This is a genomic window from Streptomyces sp. NBC_00878 (assembly GCF_026341515.1).
GTDB lineage: Bacteria > Actinomycetota > Actinomycetes > Streptomycetales > Streptomycetaceae > Streptomyces.
Genome location: NZ_JAPEOK010000001.1, coordinates 4,193,444 through 4,212,634 on the forward strand (window position 1 = coordinate 4,193,444; position 19,191 = coordinate 4,212,634).

Here is a 19,191-nt window from a genome sequence, read left to right on the forward strand (position 1 = left end):
ATACGCCCTCGAACCCTACGCCTTCCCAGCACCCTTCAACACCCGAACAACCGCCAACAAGCGGACATTTCACCATCAAACACACTTGCGGGAGAGTCACGAAAACGGGTAGGGCTAGTAGAGACAGTTTTCGCCACGGCCGGCTTTGGAGGCGCCGCACACCGCAGTGGACGTATTGGCATCGGCAGCCATATGCCGAGAACGATGGAGGACACCATGTCACCCCGGCTCGACGCATCGCAGACCCAGAGGGCGACGTCGACACCCCCTCTGGAACGACTGGAAGACGAGTCCGCCGACGAGAACGTCGGCCTCGCCGGACTTCCGGAGATCCCGCCTTTCGACGAGGTGGGGCCAGTGGACGCACGGGCCCTGTCCAAGACCCTCTTCGAGCGGCTGGAGTCCCTCGAAGAAGGCACCCACGAGTACTCGTACGTACGCAACACGCTGGTCGAACTCAACCTCGCCCTGGTGAAGTTCGCCGCCTCCCGGTTCCGCTCCCGCAGTGAGCCGATGGAGGACATCATCCAGGTCGGCACGATTGGCTTGATCAAGGCCATCGACCGCTTCGAGCTCAGCCGTGGCGTCGAGTTCCCGACCTTCGCGATGCCGACCATCGTCGGCGAGATCAAGCGCTTCTTCCGCGACACCTCGTGGTCCGTGCGGGTACCGCGCAGGCTGCAGGAACTCCGCCTCGACCTGGCCAAGGCGGGCGACGAACTCGCGCAGCAACTGGACCGCGCTCCGACAGTGGGAGAGCTGGCGGATCGTCTGGGGCTGTCGAACGACGAGGTCGTCGAGGGCATGGCGGCGTCAAACGCCTATACGGCCAGCTCACTTGACGCCCAGCCCGAGGAGGACGACTCCGAGGGAGCGCTGGCGGACCGGATCGGCTACGAGGACCACGGACTCGAAGGCATCGAGTACGTCGAGTCGTTGAAGCCGCTGATCGCCGAACTCCCGCCGCGCGACCGGCAGATCCTGTCCCTGCGGTTCGTCGCCAACATGACCCAGTCCGAGATCGGTGACGAACTCGGCATCTCGCAGATGCACGTGTCGCGACTGCTGTCGCGGACGCTGGTGCGGCTGCGGAGGGGCCTGACCGTCGAGGAGTGACGGTCGTCATGCCGCCTGTTCCACGCAGGCACACGCAGGCGAGCAGGCACGTAGATGTGCGCTCGGGGCCGGGCCGGATCATCCGGTCCGGCCCCGAGTGCGTTTCGTATCGACCCGGTTACCGGCTCGGGTACGGGCTCGGGTACGGGCTCGGGTATCGGCTCGGGTATCGGCTCGGGTACGGGCTCGGGTACGGGCTCGGGTATCGACTTTGGTCGCGGTCCCCCGACTCGACGTCATCCCTTGGTCGTTCGTCGATGGCCCGCCGACCGATGTCGTCCGCGTCACACCCTTCCTAGCGTGGGGCCATGACGATCGCGAGCGAAGAGAAGAGCGAAGAGAAGCCGGTGCGGCGCGGGGGCGTACGAGCCGAGGAGCGGGCGCTCGCACCCGACCTCGCGCGCGGGCTCATGCTGTTGCTCATCGTGCTGTCCAACACCGCCTTCCACCTCTGGGCGGCCCGGCGCGGACCCTCGGGATGGCAGCCCGTGGACGGCTCGTGGCTCGACCACGCGGTGCAGTTCACCATGATCATCGTGCTGGACCTGCGGGTCTATCCGCTCTTCGCGTTCCTGTTCGGCTACGGGATGATGCAGCTCTTCCTCCGGCAGACCGCCGCCGGCAACTCCGAACGGGGCGCCGCCAGGATCCTGCGCAGGCGCAGTCTGTGGCTGATCGTCATCGGGCTCCTGCACTCCACCCTGCTGATGGCGGGCGACATCGTCGGCTACTACGGAGTGCTGAGCCTCGTCCTCGGCCTGGTCTTCCTGCGGCGCAGCGAACGCGCGCTGAAGCGGTGGATCTGCGTCGGCGCCACGCTGCTCGTGTTCTTCGCGGCCCAGCCCGTCGTATCGCCCCTGCTGCGGGGCGAGTTGGGCACGCTCGGGGACGCCGGCGCGGAACCCGGCTTCATGGCATACGCCGCACAGGAGGAGAGCTGGCTCACGGCGGCGGGGACCCGGCTGGAGACGGGGCTGTTCGTCACGTTCCTGGCCTCCTCGCTGGCACTGGTCGGCGGCGGGTACGTCGTCTTCCTGCTCGGCTTCTGGGCGGCCCGCCGCCGTGTCCTGGAGGAGCCCGGGCGCCATCGGACCCTGCTGCGCCGCACGGCCGTCATCGGCATCACGGTCGGCTGGCTCGGCGCACTGCCCACCGCGCTCGCCCACGTCGGCGCCCTGGACGTACCGGCCGACGCACAGAGCGAGGAGGGAGCGCTCACCCTGCTCCGCGACGTCACCGGCAACGCCGCCGGACTCGGTTACGTCGCCGCCGTGGCCCTCTTCGCGCATTGGTGGACCAGCCGGAAGGCCGAGGCCGAGGCCGAGGCCGGTAGAGGCCCGGTCGCCGTCACGGCGGCGTCGGCGGTGGGGGCGGTGTCGGCGGTGGGGGCGGTGTCGGCAGTGGGGGCGGCGGTGGCGGCGGTCGGCAAGCGGTCCCTGTCCTGCTACCTCGCGCACTCGCTGGTCTTCGCCCCGGTGCTGGCCGCCTGGGGCCTCGGCCTCGGCGAGCACCTGTCCAGCTGGACCATGGCGCTCTTCGCGGTCGGCGTCTGGCTGCTCACGGTGGCGGGGGCGTACGCCCTGGAGCGCGCGGGGCGCAGGGGCCCGGCGGAGGCGGTGCTGCGGAGGCTGATGTACGGGACGGCGCAGGGCAAGGCGGGCGGGTGACGCCCCCTCACCGTGAAGCCGTACGGCTCAAGGACCCTCGGCGAACAGCTCCCACGCGTCGCTGACCTGATAGGAGCGCTCGAGCCAGGCGCCGAGTTCGTCCATGTCGGTGGAGGAGAGAACGCGCTCCCGGACAGCGTCCGGTACATCGATCTGGCGCCACTGAAGATTGCGCAGAACGCTCTCCGCCCTCTCCTGGGCCCGCCCCTCTTCGCGGCCTTCCTCCCTGCCTTCCTCGCGTACCTGCTCAGCGAGCGGGTGTCGCCAGAAGTACTGGATCGCCGTCATCAGGTCCCTCCACATCTGCTGGGCCTGGGGGTCTGCCAGGCATGAATCGACGAACTGCACGAAGACCGCGGCACTGTCCGCGTCGATGGTCCGCAGGGCGGCTGCCAGGGATTCCAGTATGGCGGGAGCCTGCGAGCCCCGGCCATGGGTCATCGCCGACAGCACCGCAAGGGGGACGTCCCGTTCGGCCTCCCGCTCGTCTGTGATCACCGGAACGTTGTCCGGTCCCAGGACGAACGGGCGTACCGTCAGCGAAGGGCACCCCCGCACCCCGAGATGAATGGGCTCCGCCGCCCAGCGGGCCGTGGCGCTGCTCTGGGTGGTGACGATGAGTACCGGTTCGCAGCGGTACTTCTCGTGCAGGTAGCTGAGGTAATAAGGCCAGCTGCCACGCTTCCTCTCGTCCGGCTTGCCCTGCGACTCGACGACCAGGAGGTAGGCCCCCTCGTCGGTCTCCGCCCTCAGCAGCGTGTCCACGCGTCGCTCGACCGGCTCGATCTCGGTGAGGTCCACGTTCATCGCGGCGAACTCGCGCGGCTCGGGGAACGGGATGTGTAAGACGCTCTGCAGGGCACGGGTCAGCAGCGCGGGATCCTTCTGGAAGATCCGGTGCAGCGCCTCGTGCGACGAGCCGACCATCGGCTCTCCTTTCTGTCCGACTCGATCAACGAGCTACACGGCGACCAGGTCACACCACACGTACTTGCCACGACTGCCGCACCTCGACAGCGGCTGCCAGCCCCAGACGTCGGCGCAGGCGCGGATCAGGGCGAGGCCTCTGCCCTCCTCGGCGTCCGCGAGGTTCGCCAAGTCGCCCGGGGGTTCAGGGGGTTCGGGGCTGGCATCCCAGGCACCAATCCGCAGCACACCCCCAGACCAGCGAACCCGGAGGGTCGCGGGCCCTTTCGTGTGGAGTACGGCGTTGGCGACCAACTCGGTCGCGAGGAGTTCGGCAGTGTCCACGAGGCGGATCAGGCCGTGCATGGTGAGGATCAGGCGGAGGGTGCGGCGGCAGACGGTGACGGCGCGGGGGTCGTTGGGGATGGAGAGGCAGTACTCCCAGGGTTCGGCTTCGCTTTCGGGCATGCGTTAGCTCCAGGGGGTGGTGGGTGGCGCGCGGTGGCATTGCCGCAACCGTCATGGCAGGACGGAGTGATGCGCTTCCGCAGTGTGCGCTTCGCGTCACTGACGGTATTTCCTAACATTAGGAATGCGCAAGCGGCTGACGTATTCTGACCCTCGAACGAGGTACGCACACCAGGCAGTTGAGATGAGGATGTGCCGGTTGCCGCCAAAGAGACACCTCACGGCCCGCAGGCTGCGACTGGGTGCTGAACTACGCAAACTTCGCGAGGCAACGGGCATGAAAGCCCGGGAAGCCGCCGCACTTCTCGGGGCCGACGCGGTCCAGATGAGCCAGATCGAGTCCGGCGTCGCAGGCGTGAGCGCTGAACGCGTACGGCGCCTCGCCGCCCACTACACCTGTACGGACGAGGCGTTGATCGAAGCCCTCACTTCGATGGCAACCGACCGCACACGAGGCTGGTGGGAGGAGTACCGGGGAGTGCTGCCCCCGGTATTCCTGGACGTCGCCGAGGTCGAACACCACGCGACGTTCCTCCGCGAGGTGGTGATCACGCATGTGCCGGGACTTCTACAGACGGCCGACTACGCTCGCGCCGTCTACACCTACATGGTTCCCGGCCTGCCCGAAAGCGAGCTGACCCCTCGGGTGGAGCACCGGATGAGGCGGCGCACTGTCATCGAAGGCGAGAATCCACCCCCGTACGAGACGCTCATCCACGAGTTCGCACTGCGCATCCGCGTGGCCGACCGCCAGGCGTCCCAGGCCCAACTCCGGCAGATCCTCGACCAGATCGAGCAGGGCCACGCAACCGTCCGCGTCATCCCCACCGACCAGGACGGCTTCGCCGGCGCCGGAGCCTCGATGATGTACACGGACGGTCCGGTCCCCCGGCTGGACACCGGCCTGCGTGACGCCCCCACCGGCACCGCGTTCATCGACGCGGAACCCCAGCTAGCTCAACTTCGAACACTCTTCCGTAAGGTGGAGAAGGCGGCATTGACCCCTGTGGCATCCCGGGACTTCATCCACCGCCTGACGAAGGAGCTGTGAGGCAGACCATGGACCGCACTCTGCACTGGCAGAAGTCCACCTTCTCCGACGGCGGCGACGGGAACACCTGCGTCGAACTCGCCGCCACCCCCACCACCCTCCACCTCCGTGAAAGCGACACCCCCGACACCGAACTCACCACCACCACAGCCCCGTTGACTCATCTCATACGCGGCGTGAAGTCGGGCCTGTTCCGCACGACCACCTGATCACAACCCACGTCGGCCCATGGGAGGGATACGCGCCCCCAGGCCACCCGGTGGGCGCCGGTCCCGCCGCCATGAGTCAACGTCCGTCAACTGCGGCGGCACGTTGGACAACTGTGGGGATCGCCCCTCATGCTCGGGCGCCCTTCCGCCACACCTCGCGGACCAGCGGCACCCCCGGCCGGTACGCCAGATGCACATGGCTCGGGGCGTCGAGCACGATCAGGTCGGCCCGGGCGCCCGGAGCGAGGCGGCCGATGTCGGTGCGGCGCAGCGCCTGGGCTCCGCCCGCCGTGGCCGACCACAGCGCCTCGTCGGGGGTCATGCGCATGTCCCGTACCGCCAGGGCGATGCAGAAAGGCACGGACGACGTGAAGGACGAGCCGGGGTTGCAGTCCGTGGAGAGGGCGACGGTGACGCCCGCGTCGAGGAGGCGGCGGGCGTTCGGCCATTCGGCACGGGTGGAGAACTCGGCGCCGGGGAGCAGGGTCGCCACGGTGTTCCCGCTCGCGAGGGCGTCGATGTCCGCGTCCGTGAGGTGGGTGCAGTGGTCCGCCGAGGCGGCGTCCAGCTCCACGGCCAACTGCACTCCGGGGCCGTACGAGAGCTGGTTGGCGTGGACCCGTGGGTGCAGGCCCTTCGCCTTGCCGGCCGTGAGGATCGCGCGGGCCTGGTCGCCGTCGAAGGCGCCCCTCTCGCAGAAGACGTCGATCCAACGGGCGTACGGGGCACAGGCGTCGAGCATCTCGCCGGTGACGAGCGCGACGTACGCGGCGGGGTCGTCGGCGTAGTCCGGGGAGACGACGTGGGCGCCGAGGTAGGTGACCTCGTCGGTGTGCACGGCTGCGATGCGCAAGGACCGGGCCTCGTCCTCGACCGTCAGCCCGTAGCCGGACTTCGTCTCGAACGTGGTCGTGCCTTGCCGGAGGGCCTCGGCGAGGTAGTGGGTGAGGTTGCGCTCCAGTTCCTCGTCGCTCGCCGCCCGGGTGGCGGCGACGGTCGTACGGATGCCGCCGGCGCTGTAGGCTCGGCCGGACATCCGGGCGTTGAACTCCTGCGTGCGGTCGCCCGCGAAGACGAGGTGCGAGTGGGAGTCGACGAAGCCCGGGATCACCGCGCGGCCACCGGCGTCGACCCGATTGTCAGTGGCGGGTGCTTCTCTTGAATCACCGGTCCACGCGATGCGGTCGCCGTCGATGACGACGGCCGCGTCCTGGATCAGACCGAGAGGGGACCTGTCACCGAGGGAGGGATCGTTGGTGACCAGACTGGCGATGTTGGTGATGACGGTCGTCGTGCCGTTCGTAGCGGCAGTCGTGCCGTTCGTGGTGCTGCCTGTGCTGCCTGTGCTGCTCATGGCGTCCTTGTCGGGGCTCGGGCTCTGGCTCGGGCTGGGCGCGGGGATCAGGCGCGCAGGGCTTCGACGGCGTCGGCCAGGGCTTGGGGCACGTTCGGTACGAGGACGTGGGCGCCGTCGCGTACGACATGGCGGCCGCCCACGACCGTGTGGCGCACGTCCGCTGCCGTCGCCGCGAATACGGCCGTCTCGGCGCCGAGTCGCGGCAGCGGCCCCGCTGTTCTGACCGAGTCGAGTGCGATCGTCGTGAAGTCGGCGAGCGCGCCGCGTTCGAGCGTGCCCGCGTCGTCCCAGCCCAGGGCGGCGTGCCCGTCCGCGGAGGCGGCGCGCAGGAGCGCCGCCGCCGTCCAGTGGCCGCGGGTGCGGGTGCGCAGGCGCTCGTTCAGCTCCAGTGCGCGCGCCTCTTCGAGCAGGTCGATGACGGCGTGGCTGTCGGAGCCGAGGGAGAGCGTCGAGCCCGCCTTCTGGAGCGCGACGGCCGGTCCGATGCCGTCGGCGAGGTCGCGCTCGGTGGTCGGGCACATGCAGGTGCCGGTCCCCGAGCCGCCGAGCAGCGCGATGTCCTCCTCGGTGAGGTGGGTGTTGTGGACGCCCGTGGTGCGCGGGCCGAGCACCCCGTGGTCGGCGAGCAGACGGGTGGGCGTGCAGCCGTGAGCCTCCAGGCAGGCGTCGTTCTCCGCCGTCTGCTCGGACAGGTGCACATGGAGCGGGGCCCGCCGCTCCTCGGCCCACCGCGCCACCGTCGCCAACTGCCCCGCGGGCACGGCCCGTACGGAGTGGGCGGCCGCCCCGATCCGTGCGTGATCCCGGTCCTTGAGAACTGAACAGCGTTCGGCCCAGGCCTCCGCGGTGCCGTCGGAGAAGCGGAGCTGGTGCCGGTTCGGGGGCTGCCCGGTGCGCTTGTTGAGGAGGCCGGAGGCGAGGTAGGCGGTGTCGAGGAGGGTGATGCGGATGCCCGCCTCGGCGGCGGCATCGATGAGGGCTTCGCCCATGGCGTTCGGGTCGGCGTACGGGGCGCCGCCCGGCGCGTGGTGGACGTAGTGGAACTCACCGACCGCCGTGATCCCGGCGAGGGCCATCTCGGCATACACCGCGCGGGCGAGCGCGTGGTACGTCTCCGGGGTCAGCCGGTCCGCGACGGAGTACATGATCTCGCGCCAGGTCCAGAAGGTGCCGGAGCCGACCTGGACGGTGCCGCGCAGGGCGCGGTGGAAGGCGTGGCTGTGGGCGTTGGCGAGGCCGGGGAGGGTCAGCCCGCGCAGGATCTCGGTGCCGGGCGGCGGGGTGTCGACCCCCGTGCGGACGGCGGCGATCCGCCCATCGCCGCCCACGTCCAGGGCCACGCCCGGCTCGACGAAGGAGTCGAGCCAGGCGTGCTCCAGCCAGTACGTCGTGCCTCGCGTGCTCACGTGCAGGCCAGCCCTTCCAGTACGTCGGCGAGTGCGGTCACCCCGGCCACGCAGTCGTCCTCGGCGGCGTACTCGGCCGGCGAGTGCGAGACGCCCGTGGGGTTGCGTACGAACAGCATGGCGGTGGGGATGGATCCGGCGAGGATCCCGGCGTCGTGTCCCGCGCCGGTACCGAGAACGGGGACCTTGAGGTCCGCTGCCTTCTCCCTGCCCAGGATGCGGGCGATCTCGTCCCGCAGGGCGTGCTCGAACTCGACGACGGGGGTGAACGACTCCCTGACGATGTCCAGTTGGACCCCGTGCTCGTCGGCGTACTCGCGGGCCGCCTTCTCGATGCCGCTCACGACCGTGTCGAGGGTCGCCTGGTCGGCGGCGCGGGAGTCGAGCCAGCCGCGCACGAGGGACGGGATGGCGTTGACGCCGTTCGGCTCGACCGAGATCTTGCCGAAGGTCGCCACGGCACCCGCGAGCCGGGCCTCCCGCCGGGCGGCGAGCACGGTCTCCGCGTACGACAGCATCGGGTCGCGGCGGTCCACGAGCCGGGTGGTCCCCGCGTGGTTGGCCTCGCCCCGGAAGTCGAACCGCCACCGCCCGTGCGGCCAGATGGCGCTGGCGATGCCGACCTGGTCACCGGAGAGGTCGAGGGCACGCCCCTGCTCGACGTGCAGTTCGACGAAGGCCCCGATCCGGGCCAGGCGCTCGGGGTCCGCCCCGATGGCGTCCGGGTCGAGGCCGGCGGCCTCCATGGCCTGCGGAAGGCTGATGCCGTCCGCGTCCCTGAGCCGCCGCGCCTGCTCGACGGTGAGCTCCCCGGCCGCGAGCCGGGACCCCACACAGGCGAGCCCGAACCGGGCGCCCTCCTCGTCACCGAAGTTCACGATGGCGAGGGGCTTGGTGAACTCGGCTTCCCGCTCTCGCAGTTCGTCCAGCGCGGCGAAGGAGGACACGACACCGAGGGGGCCGTCGAAGGCGCCCCCGTCGGGCACCGAGTCGAGGTGCGACCCGGTGACTACGGCGTCCCCCGCGGCGGGATCCCCGAGCCAGGCCCACTGGTTCCCGTTCCGGTCCAGCTCATAGCTCAGCCCACGTGTCCGGGCCTGCTCCTCGAACCAGTCCCGGCAGTCCCGATCGGCCCCGGTCCAGGCGAATCGCCGGTAGCCACCGGAGTCGGGATGCCGCCCGATGGGCTGCAACTGCCGCCACATGTCGAGAAAGGAGGAACCCTTCAGCCCGTCGTGGGGGTCCCCCCGCTTGAGCGAAGCCGAGAGTGGGGGAGATTGAGGACGAGGCCGTTCGGGCCGATCGGGGGTCTGGGGGCGGAGCCCCCAGCGCGGCCCAGGAGCAGAGCCGCTCACTCGCCCTCCCGCATGGGAACCCGCACGCCCCGCTCGTCCGCGACCGACTCCGCGATGTCGTACCCCGCGTCCACATGCCGGATGACACCCATCCCGGGGTCATTGGTGAGCACCCGCCGGATCTTCTCCCCGGCCAGCTTCGTCCCATCGGCCACCGACACCTGCCCGGCGTGGATGGACCGCCCCATGCCCACACCGCCACCGTGGTGGAGGGATACCCAGGACGCCCCGGACGCCACGTTCACCATGGCGTTCAGCAGCGGCCAGTCGGCGATCGCGTCGGAGCCGTCGAGCATGGCCTCGGTCTCCCGGTAGGGAGAGGCGACGGACCCGCAGTCGAGGTGGTCGCGCCCGATGACGAGGGGCGCCTGCAGTTCGCCACTGGCCACCATGTCGTTGAACCGCTCGCCCGCCTTGTCCCGCTCGCCGTAGCCGAGCCAGCAGATCCGGGCAGGCAGCCCCTGGAAATGCACCCGCTCACCGGCCATCTTGATCCACCGGTGCAGGGACGCGTTTTGAATGGACTCAGCCTCCGGGAAGAGGTCGAGGATCGCCTTGTCCGTCTTGTGGATGTCGGAGGCCTCACCGGACAGGGCGGCCCAGCGGAAGGGGCCCTTGCCCTCGCAGAACAGCGGCCGGATGTAGGCGGGGACGAAGCCGGGGAAGGCGAACGCCCGCTCGTACCCGGCGAGTTGGGCCTCGCCCCGGATGGAGTTGCCGTAGTCGAACACCTCGGCGCCGGCGTCCATGAAGCCCACCATGGCTTCCACGTGCCGGGCCATGGACTCCCGGGCACGGGTCGTGAACCCCGCCGGGTCCTTCGCGGCGTACGCGGCCATGTCGTCGAAGTCGACGCCCAGGGGAAGGTAGGCCAGCGGGTCGTGGGCCGAGGTCTGGTCGGTCACGATGTCGATGGGAGCGCCCTCGGCGAGCATGCGCGGCAGCAGTTCGGCGGCGTTGCCCAGAAGCCCGATGGAGAGCGGGCGGCGGGCGTCCCGGGCCTCGACGGCGAGCTGGAGGGCGTGCTCCAGGGAGTCGGCCTTCACGTCGAGGTACCGGTGTTCGATGCGGCGCTCGATGGCGCGCGGGTCGACGTCGATACAGATCGCGACGCCGTCGTTCATGGTGACGGCGAGCGGCTGGGCGCCGCCCATGCCGCCGAGGCCGGCGGTGAGGGTGATCGTGCCCGCGAGGGTGCCGCCGAACTTCTTCGCGGCGACGGCGGAGAACGTCTCGTAGGTGCCCTGGAGGATGCCCTGGGTGCCGATGTAGATCCAGGACCCGGCCGTCATCTGCCCGTACATGGTGAGGCCGAGGGCCTCCAGGCGGCGGAACTCCTCCCAGTTCGCCCAGTCGCCCACCAGGTTGGAGTTGGCGATGAGGACGCGCGGCGCCCACTCGTGGGTCTGCATGACACCGACGGGCCGGCCGGACTGGACGAGCATCGTCTCGTCCTGCTTGAGCGTCCGCAGCGTACGGACCATGGCGTCGAAGGAGCGCCAGTCGCGGGCCGCCTTGCCCGTGCCGCCGTAGACGACGAGCTTGTCGGGGTGCTCGGCGACCTCGGGGTCGAGGTTGTTCTGCAGCATCCGCAGCGCGGCTTCCTGCTGCCATCCCAGGGCGCTCAGTTCCGTACCGCGTGGTGCTCGGACGGGGCGGGGTCCTGACATGGTCTGCCTCCTGGCGGCTGGTGAGTGCTCCGGGCGCTGTCGGTCATGCAGTCGATATTCACATCCTGATCGCCTGAATAGAACTAGTCAATACCTTGGTGGGCCAGCACAGGCGCGGCGCGGATGTTTGGCTGGATGTATGGCTGCATACACAGGCGCAGGGGACGCGGACATGACGGGCGACGAGCCGGACGGACCTCCGAAAGGACCGGACGGACCTCCGAAAGGACCGGACAGAGTTCCGGACGAGCCGGACACGCTGGCTCTGGGCAGGCAGCCGGGAGGCATTCCGGGCAGGGAGCCGGGAGGAACCCCGGGCAGGCAGCCGGGAGGCACTCCTGACGGGGAGCCGGGCCCGGCGGTGGACGGGTACGGGGGCGTGCGGCGGGACGAGGCCGTCCGTGCGGCCGTTGACCAAGGGCTGGTCGGTCCCGCCACCCCCATCATCGGGCTCCTCGACGTCATCGGCATCCAGGCATCGGCGGCTGCCCTGCGGTCGGCCTTCGACGCGGTGACGGCACCGGGTACGCCCGTGCTGCACGCGTTCGCGGTGAAGGCGACCCCACTCGTACCGGTACTGCGGCTGCTGCGCCGGGAGGGCATCGGCGCGGAGGTCGCCAGCCCGGGCGAGCTGGCCCTCGCCCGCGCGGCCGGGGTGCCGCCGGCCCACACGGTCCTCGACTCGCCCGCCAAGACCCCGGCGGAGCTGCGCGAGGCACTCGCCCTGGGCATCGCGGTCAACGCGGACAACCCGCAGGAGCTGGACCGCCTCGACGCGCTCGTGCGCTCGGCCTGGACCCGCTCCCCGATCGGGATACGGGTGAATCCACAGGTCGGAGGCGGTTCGATCGGGGCCCTGTCGACGGCGACGGCGACCTCGAAGTTCGGAGTCGCGCTGCGGGACGAGGGAGCGCGCGAGTGGGTCGTGCGGGCCTATCTGGACCGGCCGTGGCTGACGCGGCTGCACGCGCACTCCGGTTCGCAGGGGATGCCGCTGGAGCTGATGACCCGCGGGATCGCGGAGACGTACGGGCTCGCCGAGGAGATCAACGAGCGGGCCGGGCGGCGGCAGATCGACACGCTCGACATCGGCGGCGGACTGCCGGTGAACTTCGGGTCGGACATGCACTCGCCCACGTACGAGGAGTACGCGCGGCTCCTGGCGGCGACCGTGCCGGGGCTGTTCGACGGGCGGTACGGGCTGGTCACGGAGTTCGGGCGGTCGCTGCTCGCCAAGCACGGGGTGGTGCTGGCGCGGGTCGAGTACGCGAAGTCGGCCGGTGGGCGGGCGATAGCGGTGACGCACGCGGGGGCGCAGGTGGCGGCGCGGACGGTGTACGCGCCACAGTCCTGGCCGCTGCGGGTGGCCGCGTACGACACGAAGGGGCGGCCCAAGGCGGGGCCCGACGTGGTGCAGGACGTGGCGGGCCCCGCGTGCTTCGCGGGCGACCTGCTGGCGGAGGGGCGTTCGATGCCGCTGCTCGAACAGGGCGACTACGCGGCCGCGTTGGACACGGGGGCGTACTACTTCGCGCACCACTACGCGTACAACTCCCTTGCACGGCCCGGGGTCTACGGGTTCGGGCCGGACGGCGCGGGCGGGGTGCGGTTCGCCGTGGTCCGGGCGCCGCAGACGCTCGACGAGATCGTGGCGGAGTCGGGCGGGGCGCACGCGGGGGCGCTGACCAGCACGTTCTGAGGCGCCCGCGCCGCGCCCCGAACAAGGTGGCGCCGCGCGCAAGGGGCGAGGACTGAAAGGAAAAATCCACACACTCTAGCCAGCGACCGGCATGTTCCTCAGGAAAATGCCAGAACTATCACTCCTCACGCACACGTTGCGTAGTTTCGGCGTCACTCAGCCGAACCACAACGGGCGGGAGGGAAGCACCGTGCCCGGAATCGACGAGTGCCTGCTGGAGGCCATGAGACTGCCCGGAGCCCGGGGAGCCTCGGTGGTCGACTGGACCAGCGGACTGGCTCTGGGCACGGTCGGGGACTCGCCCAACGGGGACCACGAGGCCACCGCGGCCGAGGCGGCGGAACTCGCCCGCCTGGCCGCGGAGCACAAGGCCTTCGCCCCCGAGGAAGGAGCCGACTGGTCCGGCGGCGAGCCGCCGGTCGAAGATCTCATCATCTGCAACAAGGACAGTTACCACGTCCTGCGCTTCGTCCGTACGACATTCGACAGCAGTGTGTTCCTGCATCTCTGGCTGGGTCGTTCGGACGGGAATCTCGCCCTGGCCCGGATACGCCTGGGCGAGATGGCGGAACGGCTGGTGGTGGGGTGACCACGATGGAGGCACGCCCCCTGCCCGGCCGCGAAAGAGCGGACGGCGACCCATCGGACCGGGACACAGCGGACCGCGTCAGGACGGACCACGTCACGGCGGACCGCACCACCCAGGGCCGCGGCTCCCCGCACCACGCGGAACCGCGGTCCGGTGTCCAGGCCACGCTCAGCCCGATGCTCAGCCGTCTCGCCGAGGAGCGCGCCACCGGCGTCCTGACGCGGGAGCGGGGCGTGCTGTATCTGGTCGAGGGCCAGGTGGTGCACGCCGAGAGCCCCGCGACACCCGGGCTCGACGTGCTGCTCACCACACGCGGCGCGCTGGGGTCGGACGGCTGGTGGGAGGCGGTCTCGGAGGCGGGGGCCGAGCGACGGGTCGGACGGTTCCTGGTGGACAGCGGGCGACTGACGGCGGGCGCCCTGGAGCTGTGCCATCTGGGAGCGCTGTACGACGCGGCGTTCTTCACGCTCGGCCCGAGCAGCGGTCCGGCGCGGTTCCGGTACGGGGTCGCGCACTGGATCGGGCCCGTACGGCCGGTCTCCGTGGACGCGGTGGAGCGGGAGACGCTGCGGCGCCGTGACCTGCTGCACCGCATCTGGCCGGAGCCGGGCACGGACACCGAGCCGCTCGTACGGACCGGCCGCGCCGTGGACGCGTCCCTCCCACCGCGTCAGCTCACGGTGCTCGACCAGGTGGACGGTGAGCGCACGGCGGCGGACATCTCGCTGGTGCTCGGCCGCCCGGGGTTCCACACCCTGGTCGACCTCCGGCGGCTCGCGGCCGCCGGAATCGTGACGACGCGCCCGCTGACGATCACGTCCGGACCCATCACATCCGGGCCGGCCGAATCGGGGCCCGTCGCGTCCGGACCGGCCGAACCCGGGCAGGCCGGAGCCGGACAGTCCGGAGCCGCGCCGACCGAATCCGGGCCGGTCTCGTCGGGTGCGGCCACATCCGCAGTGGTCTCGTCCGGAGCGGTCTCGTCCGGAGCGGGCGGATTCCGGACGCCGGAAACACCCGAACCCTCTCTGCCCTCCGTCTCCACGGTGGTCGCGCAGGCCGCGGAGGCCGCGCAGGCGTCGGCCGATCCCGATATCGCCCTGCTGCGCCGGCTCAGAGACGCCTTGGAGGCCTTGTGATCCGCGCGCTCCGACAGCGTGCCGAAAGGAGACAACTGATGGCGGCCGAGGCCGAAGTCCTCGACGAACTGCACCGGTTGCGGGCCCGAGTGCCCCAACTGACGGGGGCGCTCGCGGCCAGCGTCGACGGCCTCGTGCTGGCCCAGGACACCCCGGGCGTGGAACCGGAGGGGCTGGCCGCGCTCACCGCCGCCGCGCTGGGAGTCGCCCTGCGTCTGGCGGACGCGACCGGACGGGGCGATTTCCGCGAGCTGCTGGTGCACGGCGCGCACGGCTACGTGGCGACCTACGCGGCGGGACCGTCCGCCGTGCTGACGCTGCTGGCCGGCGACCGGGCGAACGTCGGCCGGCTGCACCTCGAAGGGCGCCGCTCCGGCACCCGGATCGGGGAGCTCGTCGAGTCCGCGGCCGAGAGCAGGCCCGCTCCAGCCGTGCGGGCTCCGGCGAAGCCCACCGCGCCCCGCACCCGAACCCCGCGCGCAGCGCGCACCGCCACCGAGCCGACCGGCAAAAGCCGCTGAGCACGGATTCATCGGACCCAACCCACTGAACCGAAGTCACCGGACCGGAGCCACCGAACGGAACCCACGGGTCCGCACTCACGGATCCGCACCCACGGGTTTCGGCTCATCGGACCGAACTCACCAACCGAAAGGACAGGCACCACCATGGCCAACACCGAAACCGCACTGAAAGAGGCCCTGGCCTCCATCGAGGGCGCGACCGGAGCCGCTCTCGTCGACTACACCAGCGGCATGGCGCTGGGCACGATCGGCGGCAGCAAGGGCTTCGACCTCACGGTCGCGGCGGCCGGCAACACCGATGTCGTTCGCGCCAAGATCCGCACCATGGAGCACCTGGGCCTCAAGGGCGAGATCGAGGACATCCTGATCACGCTGTCGGACCAGTACCACCTGCTCCGCCTGATCAAGGGCCGCGGCGGCAACGGCCTCTTCCTCTACCTGGTGCTCGACGCCAAGCGCTCCAACCTGGCGATGGCCAGGCACCAGTTGAAGAAGATCGAGACCGACCTGGAGGTCTGACTCCGGCCCCGGCCCCGGCCTCGGCCCCAGCCTGGGACGAGTACGGCGGCCTCAGGCGAGTACGTCACCCCGACGCCGCGCCCCACCGGGCGCGGCGTCGCCCGCGGCGATCCCCGTGGCGCGGTAGCCCTTGACCCGCTTGCCCGCCGGAACACCGGCGCCGGGCCCGAGCCAGTCGACGCGGACCCAGACGAGCGACTCGGTCGCCCGTTCGAGCCGTCCGATCCGGGCCGCCTTGAGACGGAGTCCCGCCCCGGCCCCGGCGAGCAGCATCCCTCCGGCCGCCGGCGCGGCGAACGCCGACCCCAGCGCTCCCGCGAAGGCGAGCAGCAACCACCACCGGTGCCCGCGCCGCCAGTTCCGTACCGTCACGGCCCGGTCCTGGAGCACATCGTGCTTCCCGGCCCGAGCGGCTCCGCCCACCAGCGCCGCGTACCGCTTCCGCCGTACCAGGACGACGACGGCCGCGGCGATCAGAAAGAGCGCGGCTCCCGCCATCACCCCGATCCGCCGCCCCGTGATCCCGGGCACCAGCACACCCACACCCGCCGAGATCACTCCGAGCCACCACAACGGTGCCGCTCCGGCCCGTACGACGACGGCCACCCGAGCCAGTCCCTGCCCTCCGCGCGCCACGATCCGCTCCTCACCGACTCATCGACGCAAATCTTTTGGGCACGCAGGTTAGCGAGCAAAAGTGAGACACGTCTGAGAGCGCGCCAAAAAAAACCGACCCGAGGCTGCTATGCGACTACTCGGCTGCTCGGCTGCTCGGCGAACAGCCCCCGCTACTCGACGAACAACCCCCGCGCCGCTGCCCGCGCGTCGAACTCCTCCAGCCGCGCCTGAGCCTGAGGCAGCCCGTCGCACATCGCCTCCAGCAGCACCCGCCCGAGCAGCATCGGCGCGCACGCCGTGTCGAAGGCGAGCCCGGTCCCGACGGCGGCGGGCAGCAGCAGGTCGGACACCTTGGCGACCGGCGCGAACGCCGAGTCCGCCACCGTGACGACCGTCAGCCCGGCCTCCTTCGCGTACGCCAGGGTGTCCACGACCTCCCGTGGATGCCGGGGCAGCGCGAAGCACAGCAGGGTCGTGGCCCCGGCCCGTACGGCCGAGTCGATGCGGTCGTGCACCATCGTGCCGCCCTCGTGCAGCAGCCGTACGTCCGGATGGACCTTGGCGGCGAAGTACGCGAAGCCGTAGGCCTGGGACGCGGCGGCCCGCAGCCCGAGCACCGGCAGCGGCCGCGAGGCGGCGAGCAGCCGTCCCGCCCGCTCCACGGGACGCGGATCCGCGAGCACGGAGGCGAGATGGCGCAGGTTCTCGATCTCGGCCTCGACGGCCTGCTGGTACTCGTTGTACGAGCCGGTGTCCGCCGCGGGCTCGGCCGGCGCGACCTCGCGCAGGTGCTTGCGCAGCGCCGGATAGCCGTCGAAGCCGAGGGCCACGGCGAAACGGGTGACGGACGGCTGGCTGACACCGGCCAGCTCCGCGAGCTCCACGCTCGACAGGAACGGCACGTCGGCGGCCCGCCGCACCATGCTGTGCGCGATGCGCCGCTGGGTGGGGGTCAGCCGGTGCCCCTCGAAGAGCGCCTGCAGCCGCCCGGCAGAACTGTCGGTCACGCCCGTGCTCCCGTCGTCGCGCCCGTCACCGCCCCGGTCACCGCTTCCGCCACCGCCACCGCTTCCGCCGCCGCCGCTCCCGCTCCCGCTCCCGCTCCCGCTCCCGCTCCCGCCGTCCATGATCGCCTCGCCGTCCGGGCCCATGTCCATGTCCATGCCCATATTCACGCTCATGTTCCCGTCCACGCTCATGCCGTGCTCCCCCTCCAGATGTCCGTGAACCGGTCGAGCAGCGCGGCCGCCGCCGTCACGTCGTCCGTGAGCGGCCGGTCGGCCGAGTCCGCGTCGAGCACCGACTCAGCGATGTCCAGCGCCCGCGCCACCGGCAGCTCCGGATCGGGGCGCAGCTCGCGCTGGCGCAACGCCCGTACGGCGGCGACGAGTTCGCAGCCAACGACGAGCCGGTACGCATCGCACGCCCGCAGCGTCTGGCGGGCGGCGAGCGAGGCGAAGCTGGCCTGCTCCTCGACGCCCCGGGAGAGTACAGCGTGGCCGAGGGAGGCGGGCGCGGAGAAGGCCCGCAGATCACCGAGGGCGGCCCCGGCGGCGTACTCCAGGATCATCACGCCGGAGGAGGCGGGCTCGTGGTCGGCGAGGAAGGGACGCAGGCGAGTGTAGGCGGGTTCGTTGAGGGTGGACAGGCGTGAGGTCGACAGCCGGGCCACCTGGGTGAGGGAGAGCCTGAAGTGGTCGAGGGCGAGGGCGAGTTGGGCCTGGTAGAAGCCGCCGTGGTGGTACGCGGCCATGTCCTCGGCGCAGATCAGCGGGTTCTCGGCGGCCGCGTTGATCTCGACGGCGAGGACCTCCTCCAGGGCGTCGGCCGCGTCGTGCGCGGGCCCGTGGATCTGCGGCAGACACCGGAATCCGTACGGGTCCTGGATCCGGCCGAGCGGCGGCGTCGGATGGTCGGCGGCGCCGATCAACTCCCGCATGCGCCGGGCCACTTCACTCGAACCGCGGTGCGGGCGGGCGGCGTGCACGGGCGCCGCGTACGCCTCGTGCGACCCGTCCACCGCGACCAGCGACAGCGCGGCGACGACCTGCGTGGCCCCGATGAGCCCGCGCAACTCATGCAGCGCGAGGGCCGCCTGACCGAGCGTCAGAGCATTGCTGCTGATCAGCGCGAGGGCGTCGTTGTTGTCGAGCGGCTGAGGCTCGGGCGCACGCACCCGCCCCGACGAACCCGAGCCCGCGCCTTCCAAGACACCCGCGCCCCTCCTCTCGGGAGTCCCCCCGGGAATCCCCCCGGGAAGAAAGCCCGCCGCCCCCACCGAGGCGCCCCCGCCTCGCCACGGATGCTCCCCCGCCAACGCCAGCCCCACCTGCGCCAGCGCGGCGATGTCGCCGGTCCCCACCGAGCCGAACTCGTTCACGACGGGGTACGCCCCGGTCTCCAGCGCCTCGCACAGGGCCGTGACGACGGTGGGCCGCAGGCCGGCGCCGCCCGCGAGGATCTGGTTCGCGCGGACGGCGAGCATCGCCCTGACCTCCCGGGCGGGCAGCTCCTCGCCGATGGCACCGGCGTGACTGCGCAGCAGCCGCAGACCGTGCTCGGCGGCGGCCTCGGTCGGCACGTCCTCGTTCCGGTTGGCGCCGACACCGGTGGAACGGCCGTACACGCGCCCGTTCGCGGCGATCCGCCGGGCCGCGTCCCAGGATTCCTCGACGTGCTTCATCGCCTCGGTGCCCGGAACCGGCCGCGCGGTCCCGTGGGCGAGGCGAACGACGTCGGCGACACCGGTGCTGCACCCGTCCAGCACCACGAGGCCGGTCGTCACGACACCCGATGCATCCACATCCTGAGACGACATAGAGCGCAAACCCTCCTCAATCCGGACGTTGGATCTCGCCTGGCGGTCATAAGTAACCGGCGATTAACGCCGAACCGTTG

18 protein-coding genes are annotated in these 19,191 nt (G+C 71.1%); 9 read left to right on the forward strand and 9 right to left on the reverse strand.

Going from position 1 to position 19,191, the window contains the following annotated elements; genetic code table 11:
• Positions 1 to 216: 216 nt before the first annotated feature.
• Positions 217 to 1,116 carry an RNA polymerase sigma factor SigF gene (locus OHA11_RS17455; RefSeq protein ID WP_266497228.1) on the forward strand — a complete coding sequence of 300 codons (900 nt, stop codon included), beginning with the start codon at positions 217 to 219 and terminating at the stop codon, positions 1,114 to 1,116.
• A 308-nt stretch (positions 1,117 to 1,424) separates the two neighbouring features.
• Positions 1,425 to 2,783, forward strand: a complete 1,359-nt coding sequence (locus tag OHA11_RS17460) for a DUF418 domain-containing protein (RefSeq protein ID WP_266497229.1) — start codon at positions 1,425 to 1,427, stop codon at positions 2,781 to 2,783.
• A gap of 27 nt (positions 2,784 to 2,810) precedes the next feature.
• Here the strand turns inward: OHA11_RS17460 and OHA11_RS17465 are convergent, their stop codons facing one another.
• Together OHA11_RS17465 and OHA11_RS17470 are read right to left on the reverse strand one after the other, a co-directional pair.
• The gene (locus OHA11_RS17465) at positions 2,811 to 3,710 is read right to left on the reverse strand and encodes a hypothetical protein (RefSeq protein WP_266497231.1); all 900 of its coding nucleotides are present in this window, start codon (positions 3,708 to 3,710) and stop codon (positions 2,811 to 2,813) included.
• Between the two features lie 33 nt (positions 3,711 to 3,743).
• On the reverse strand, positions 3,744 to 4,157 hold the full coding sequence (locus OHA11_RS17470) for an ATP-binding protein (RefSeq protein ID WP_266497233.1): 414 nt from the start codon (positions 4,155 to 4,157) through the stop codon (positions 3,744 to 3,746).
• A 277-nt stretch (positions 4,158 to 4,434) separates the two neighbouring features.
• Here OHA11_RS17470 and OHA11_RS17475 point away from each other — a divergent pair, with 277 nt between their 5' ends.
• Both OHA11_RS17475 and OHA11_RS17480 read left to right on the forward strand, forming a co-directional pair.
• The gene (locus OHA11_RS17475; protein ID WP_323186582.1) at positions 4,435 to 5,208 is read left to right on the forward strand and encodes a helix-turn-helix transcriptional regulator; all 774 of its coding nucleotides are present in this window, start codon (positions 4,435 to 4,437) and stop codon (positions 5,206 to 5,208) included.
• 8 nt (positions 5,209 to 5,216) lie between these two features.
• A complete protein-coding gene (locus OHA11_RS17480) occupies positions 5,217 to 5,417 on the forward strand; it encodes a DUF397 domain-containing protein (protein WP_266497236.1) in 201 nt (66 codons plus the stop codon).
• 127 nt (positions 5,418 to 5,544) lie between these two features.
• Here the strand turns inward: OHA11_RS17480 and hutI are convergent, their stop codons facing one another.
• The 4 genes from hutI to hutU all read right to left on the reverse strand — a co-directional run bounded on the left by hutI (position 5,545) and on the right by hutU (position 11,205).
• Positions 5,545 to 6,771, reverse strand: coding sequence for an imidazolonepropionase (gene hutI / locus OHA11_RS17485; protein ID WP_266497238.1), 1,227 nt, complete (start codon positions 6,769 to 6,771; stop codon positions 5,545 to 5,547).
• A gap of 47 nt (positions 6,772 to 6,818) precedes the next feature.
• Positions 6,819 to 8,186 (reverse strand): formimidoylglutamate deiminase, encoded by a 1,368-nt coding sequence (locus OHA11_RS17490; protein WP_266507256.1) that lies wholly within the window; start codon positions 8,184 to 8,186, stop codon positions 6,819 to 6,821.
• Positions 8,177 to 9,385 carry an allantoate amidohydrolase gene (locus OHA11_RS17495; RefSeq protein WP_266497240.1) on the reverse strand — a complete coding sequence of 403 codons (1,209 nt, stop codon included), beginning with the start codon at positions 9,383 to 9,385 and terminating at the stop codon, positions 8,177 to 8,179. The genes OHA11_RS17490 and OHA11_RS17495 overlap by 10 nt, the downstream gene beginning before the upstream one ends.
• Before the next feature lie 146 nt (positions 9,386 to 9,531).
• The gene (gene hutU / locus OHA11_RS17500) at positions 9,532 to 11,205 is read right to left on the reverse strand and encodes a urocanate hydratase (RefSeq protein ID WP_266497241.1); all 1,674 of its coding nucleotides are present in this window, start codon (positions 11,203 to 11,205) and stop codon (positions 9,532 to 9,534) included.
• A gap of 139 nt (positions 11,206 to 11,344) precedes the next feature.
• Here hutU and OHA11_RS17505 point away from each other — a divergent pair, with 139 nt between their 5' ends.
• The 5 genes from OHA11_RS17505 to OHA11_RS17525 all read left to right on the forward strand — a co-directional run bounded on the left by OHA11_RS17505 (position 11,345) and on the right by OHA11_RS17525 (position 15,675).
• Positions 11,345 to 12,904 (forward strand): diaminopimelate decarboxylase, encoded by a 1,560-nt coding sequence (locus OHA11_RS17505; RefSeq protein WP_266497243.1) that lies wholly within the window; start codon positions 11,345 to 11,347, stop codon positions 12,902 to 12,904.
• Positions 12,905 to 13,094: 190 nt separating this feature from the next.
• On the forward strand, positions 13,095 to 13,493 hold the full coding sequence (locus tag OHA11_RS17510; RefSeq protein WP_266497244.1) for a hypothetical protein: 399 nt from the start codon (positions 13,095 to 13,097) through the stop codon (positions 13,491 to 13,493).
• A gap of 5 nt (positions 13,494 to 13,498) precedes the next feature.
• Positions 13,499 to 14,632 carry a hypothetical protein gene (locus OHA11_RS17515; RefSeq protein ID WP_266497246.1) on the forward strand — a complete coding sequence of 378 codons (1,134 nt, stop codon included), beginning with the start codon at positions 13,499 to 13,501 and terminating at the stop codon, positions 14,630 to 14,632.
• Positions 14,633 to 14,670: 38 nt separating this feature from the next.
• Positions 14,671 to 15,153, forward strand: a complete 483-nt coding sequence (locus OHA11_RS17520; RefSeq protein WP_266497247.1) for a roadblock/LC7 domain-containing protein — start codon at positions 14,671 to 14,673, stop codon at positions 15,151 to 15,153.
• Positions 15,154 to 15,300: 147 nt separating this feature from the next.
• On the forward strand, positions 15,301 to 15,675 hold the full coding sequence (locus tag OHA11_RS17525) for a hypothetical protein (RefSeq protein ID WP_266497249.1): 375 nt from the start codon (positions 15,301 to 15,303) through the stop codon (positions 15,673 to 15,675).
• 51 nt (positions 15,676 to 15,726) lie between these two features.
• Here OHA11_RS17525 and OHA11_RS17530 read toward each other — a convergent pair whose 3' ends face one another.
• From OHA11_RS17530 to OHA11_RS17540, 3 genes are all read right to left on the reverse strand, one after another.
• Positions 15,727 to 16,311: a hypothetical protein gene (locus tag OHA11_RS17530; protein ID WP_266497251.1), complete on the reverse strand. Its 585-nt coding sequence runs from the start codon at positions 16,309 to 16,311 to the stop codon at positions 15,727 to 15,729.
• A 152-nt stretch (positions 16,312 to 16,463) separates the two neighbouring features.
• A complete protein-coding gene (locus OHA11_RS17535; protein ID WP_266507258.1) occupies positions 16,464 to 17,444 on the reverse strand; it encodes a MurR/RpiR family transcriptional regulator in 981 nt (326 codons plus the stop codon).
• 44 nt (positions 17,445 to 17,488) lie between these two features.
• The gene (locus OHA11_RS17540; protein WP_266497252.1) at positions 17,489 to 19,111 is read right to left on the reverse strand and encodes an aromatic amino acid ammonia-lyase; all 1,623 of its coding nucleotides are present in this window, start codon (positions 19,109 to 19,111) and stop codon (positions 17,489 to 17,491) included.
• Between the last annotated feature and the right edge of the window lie 80 nt (positions 19,112 to 19,191).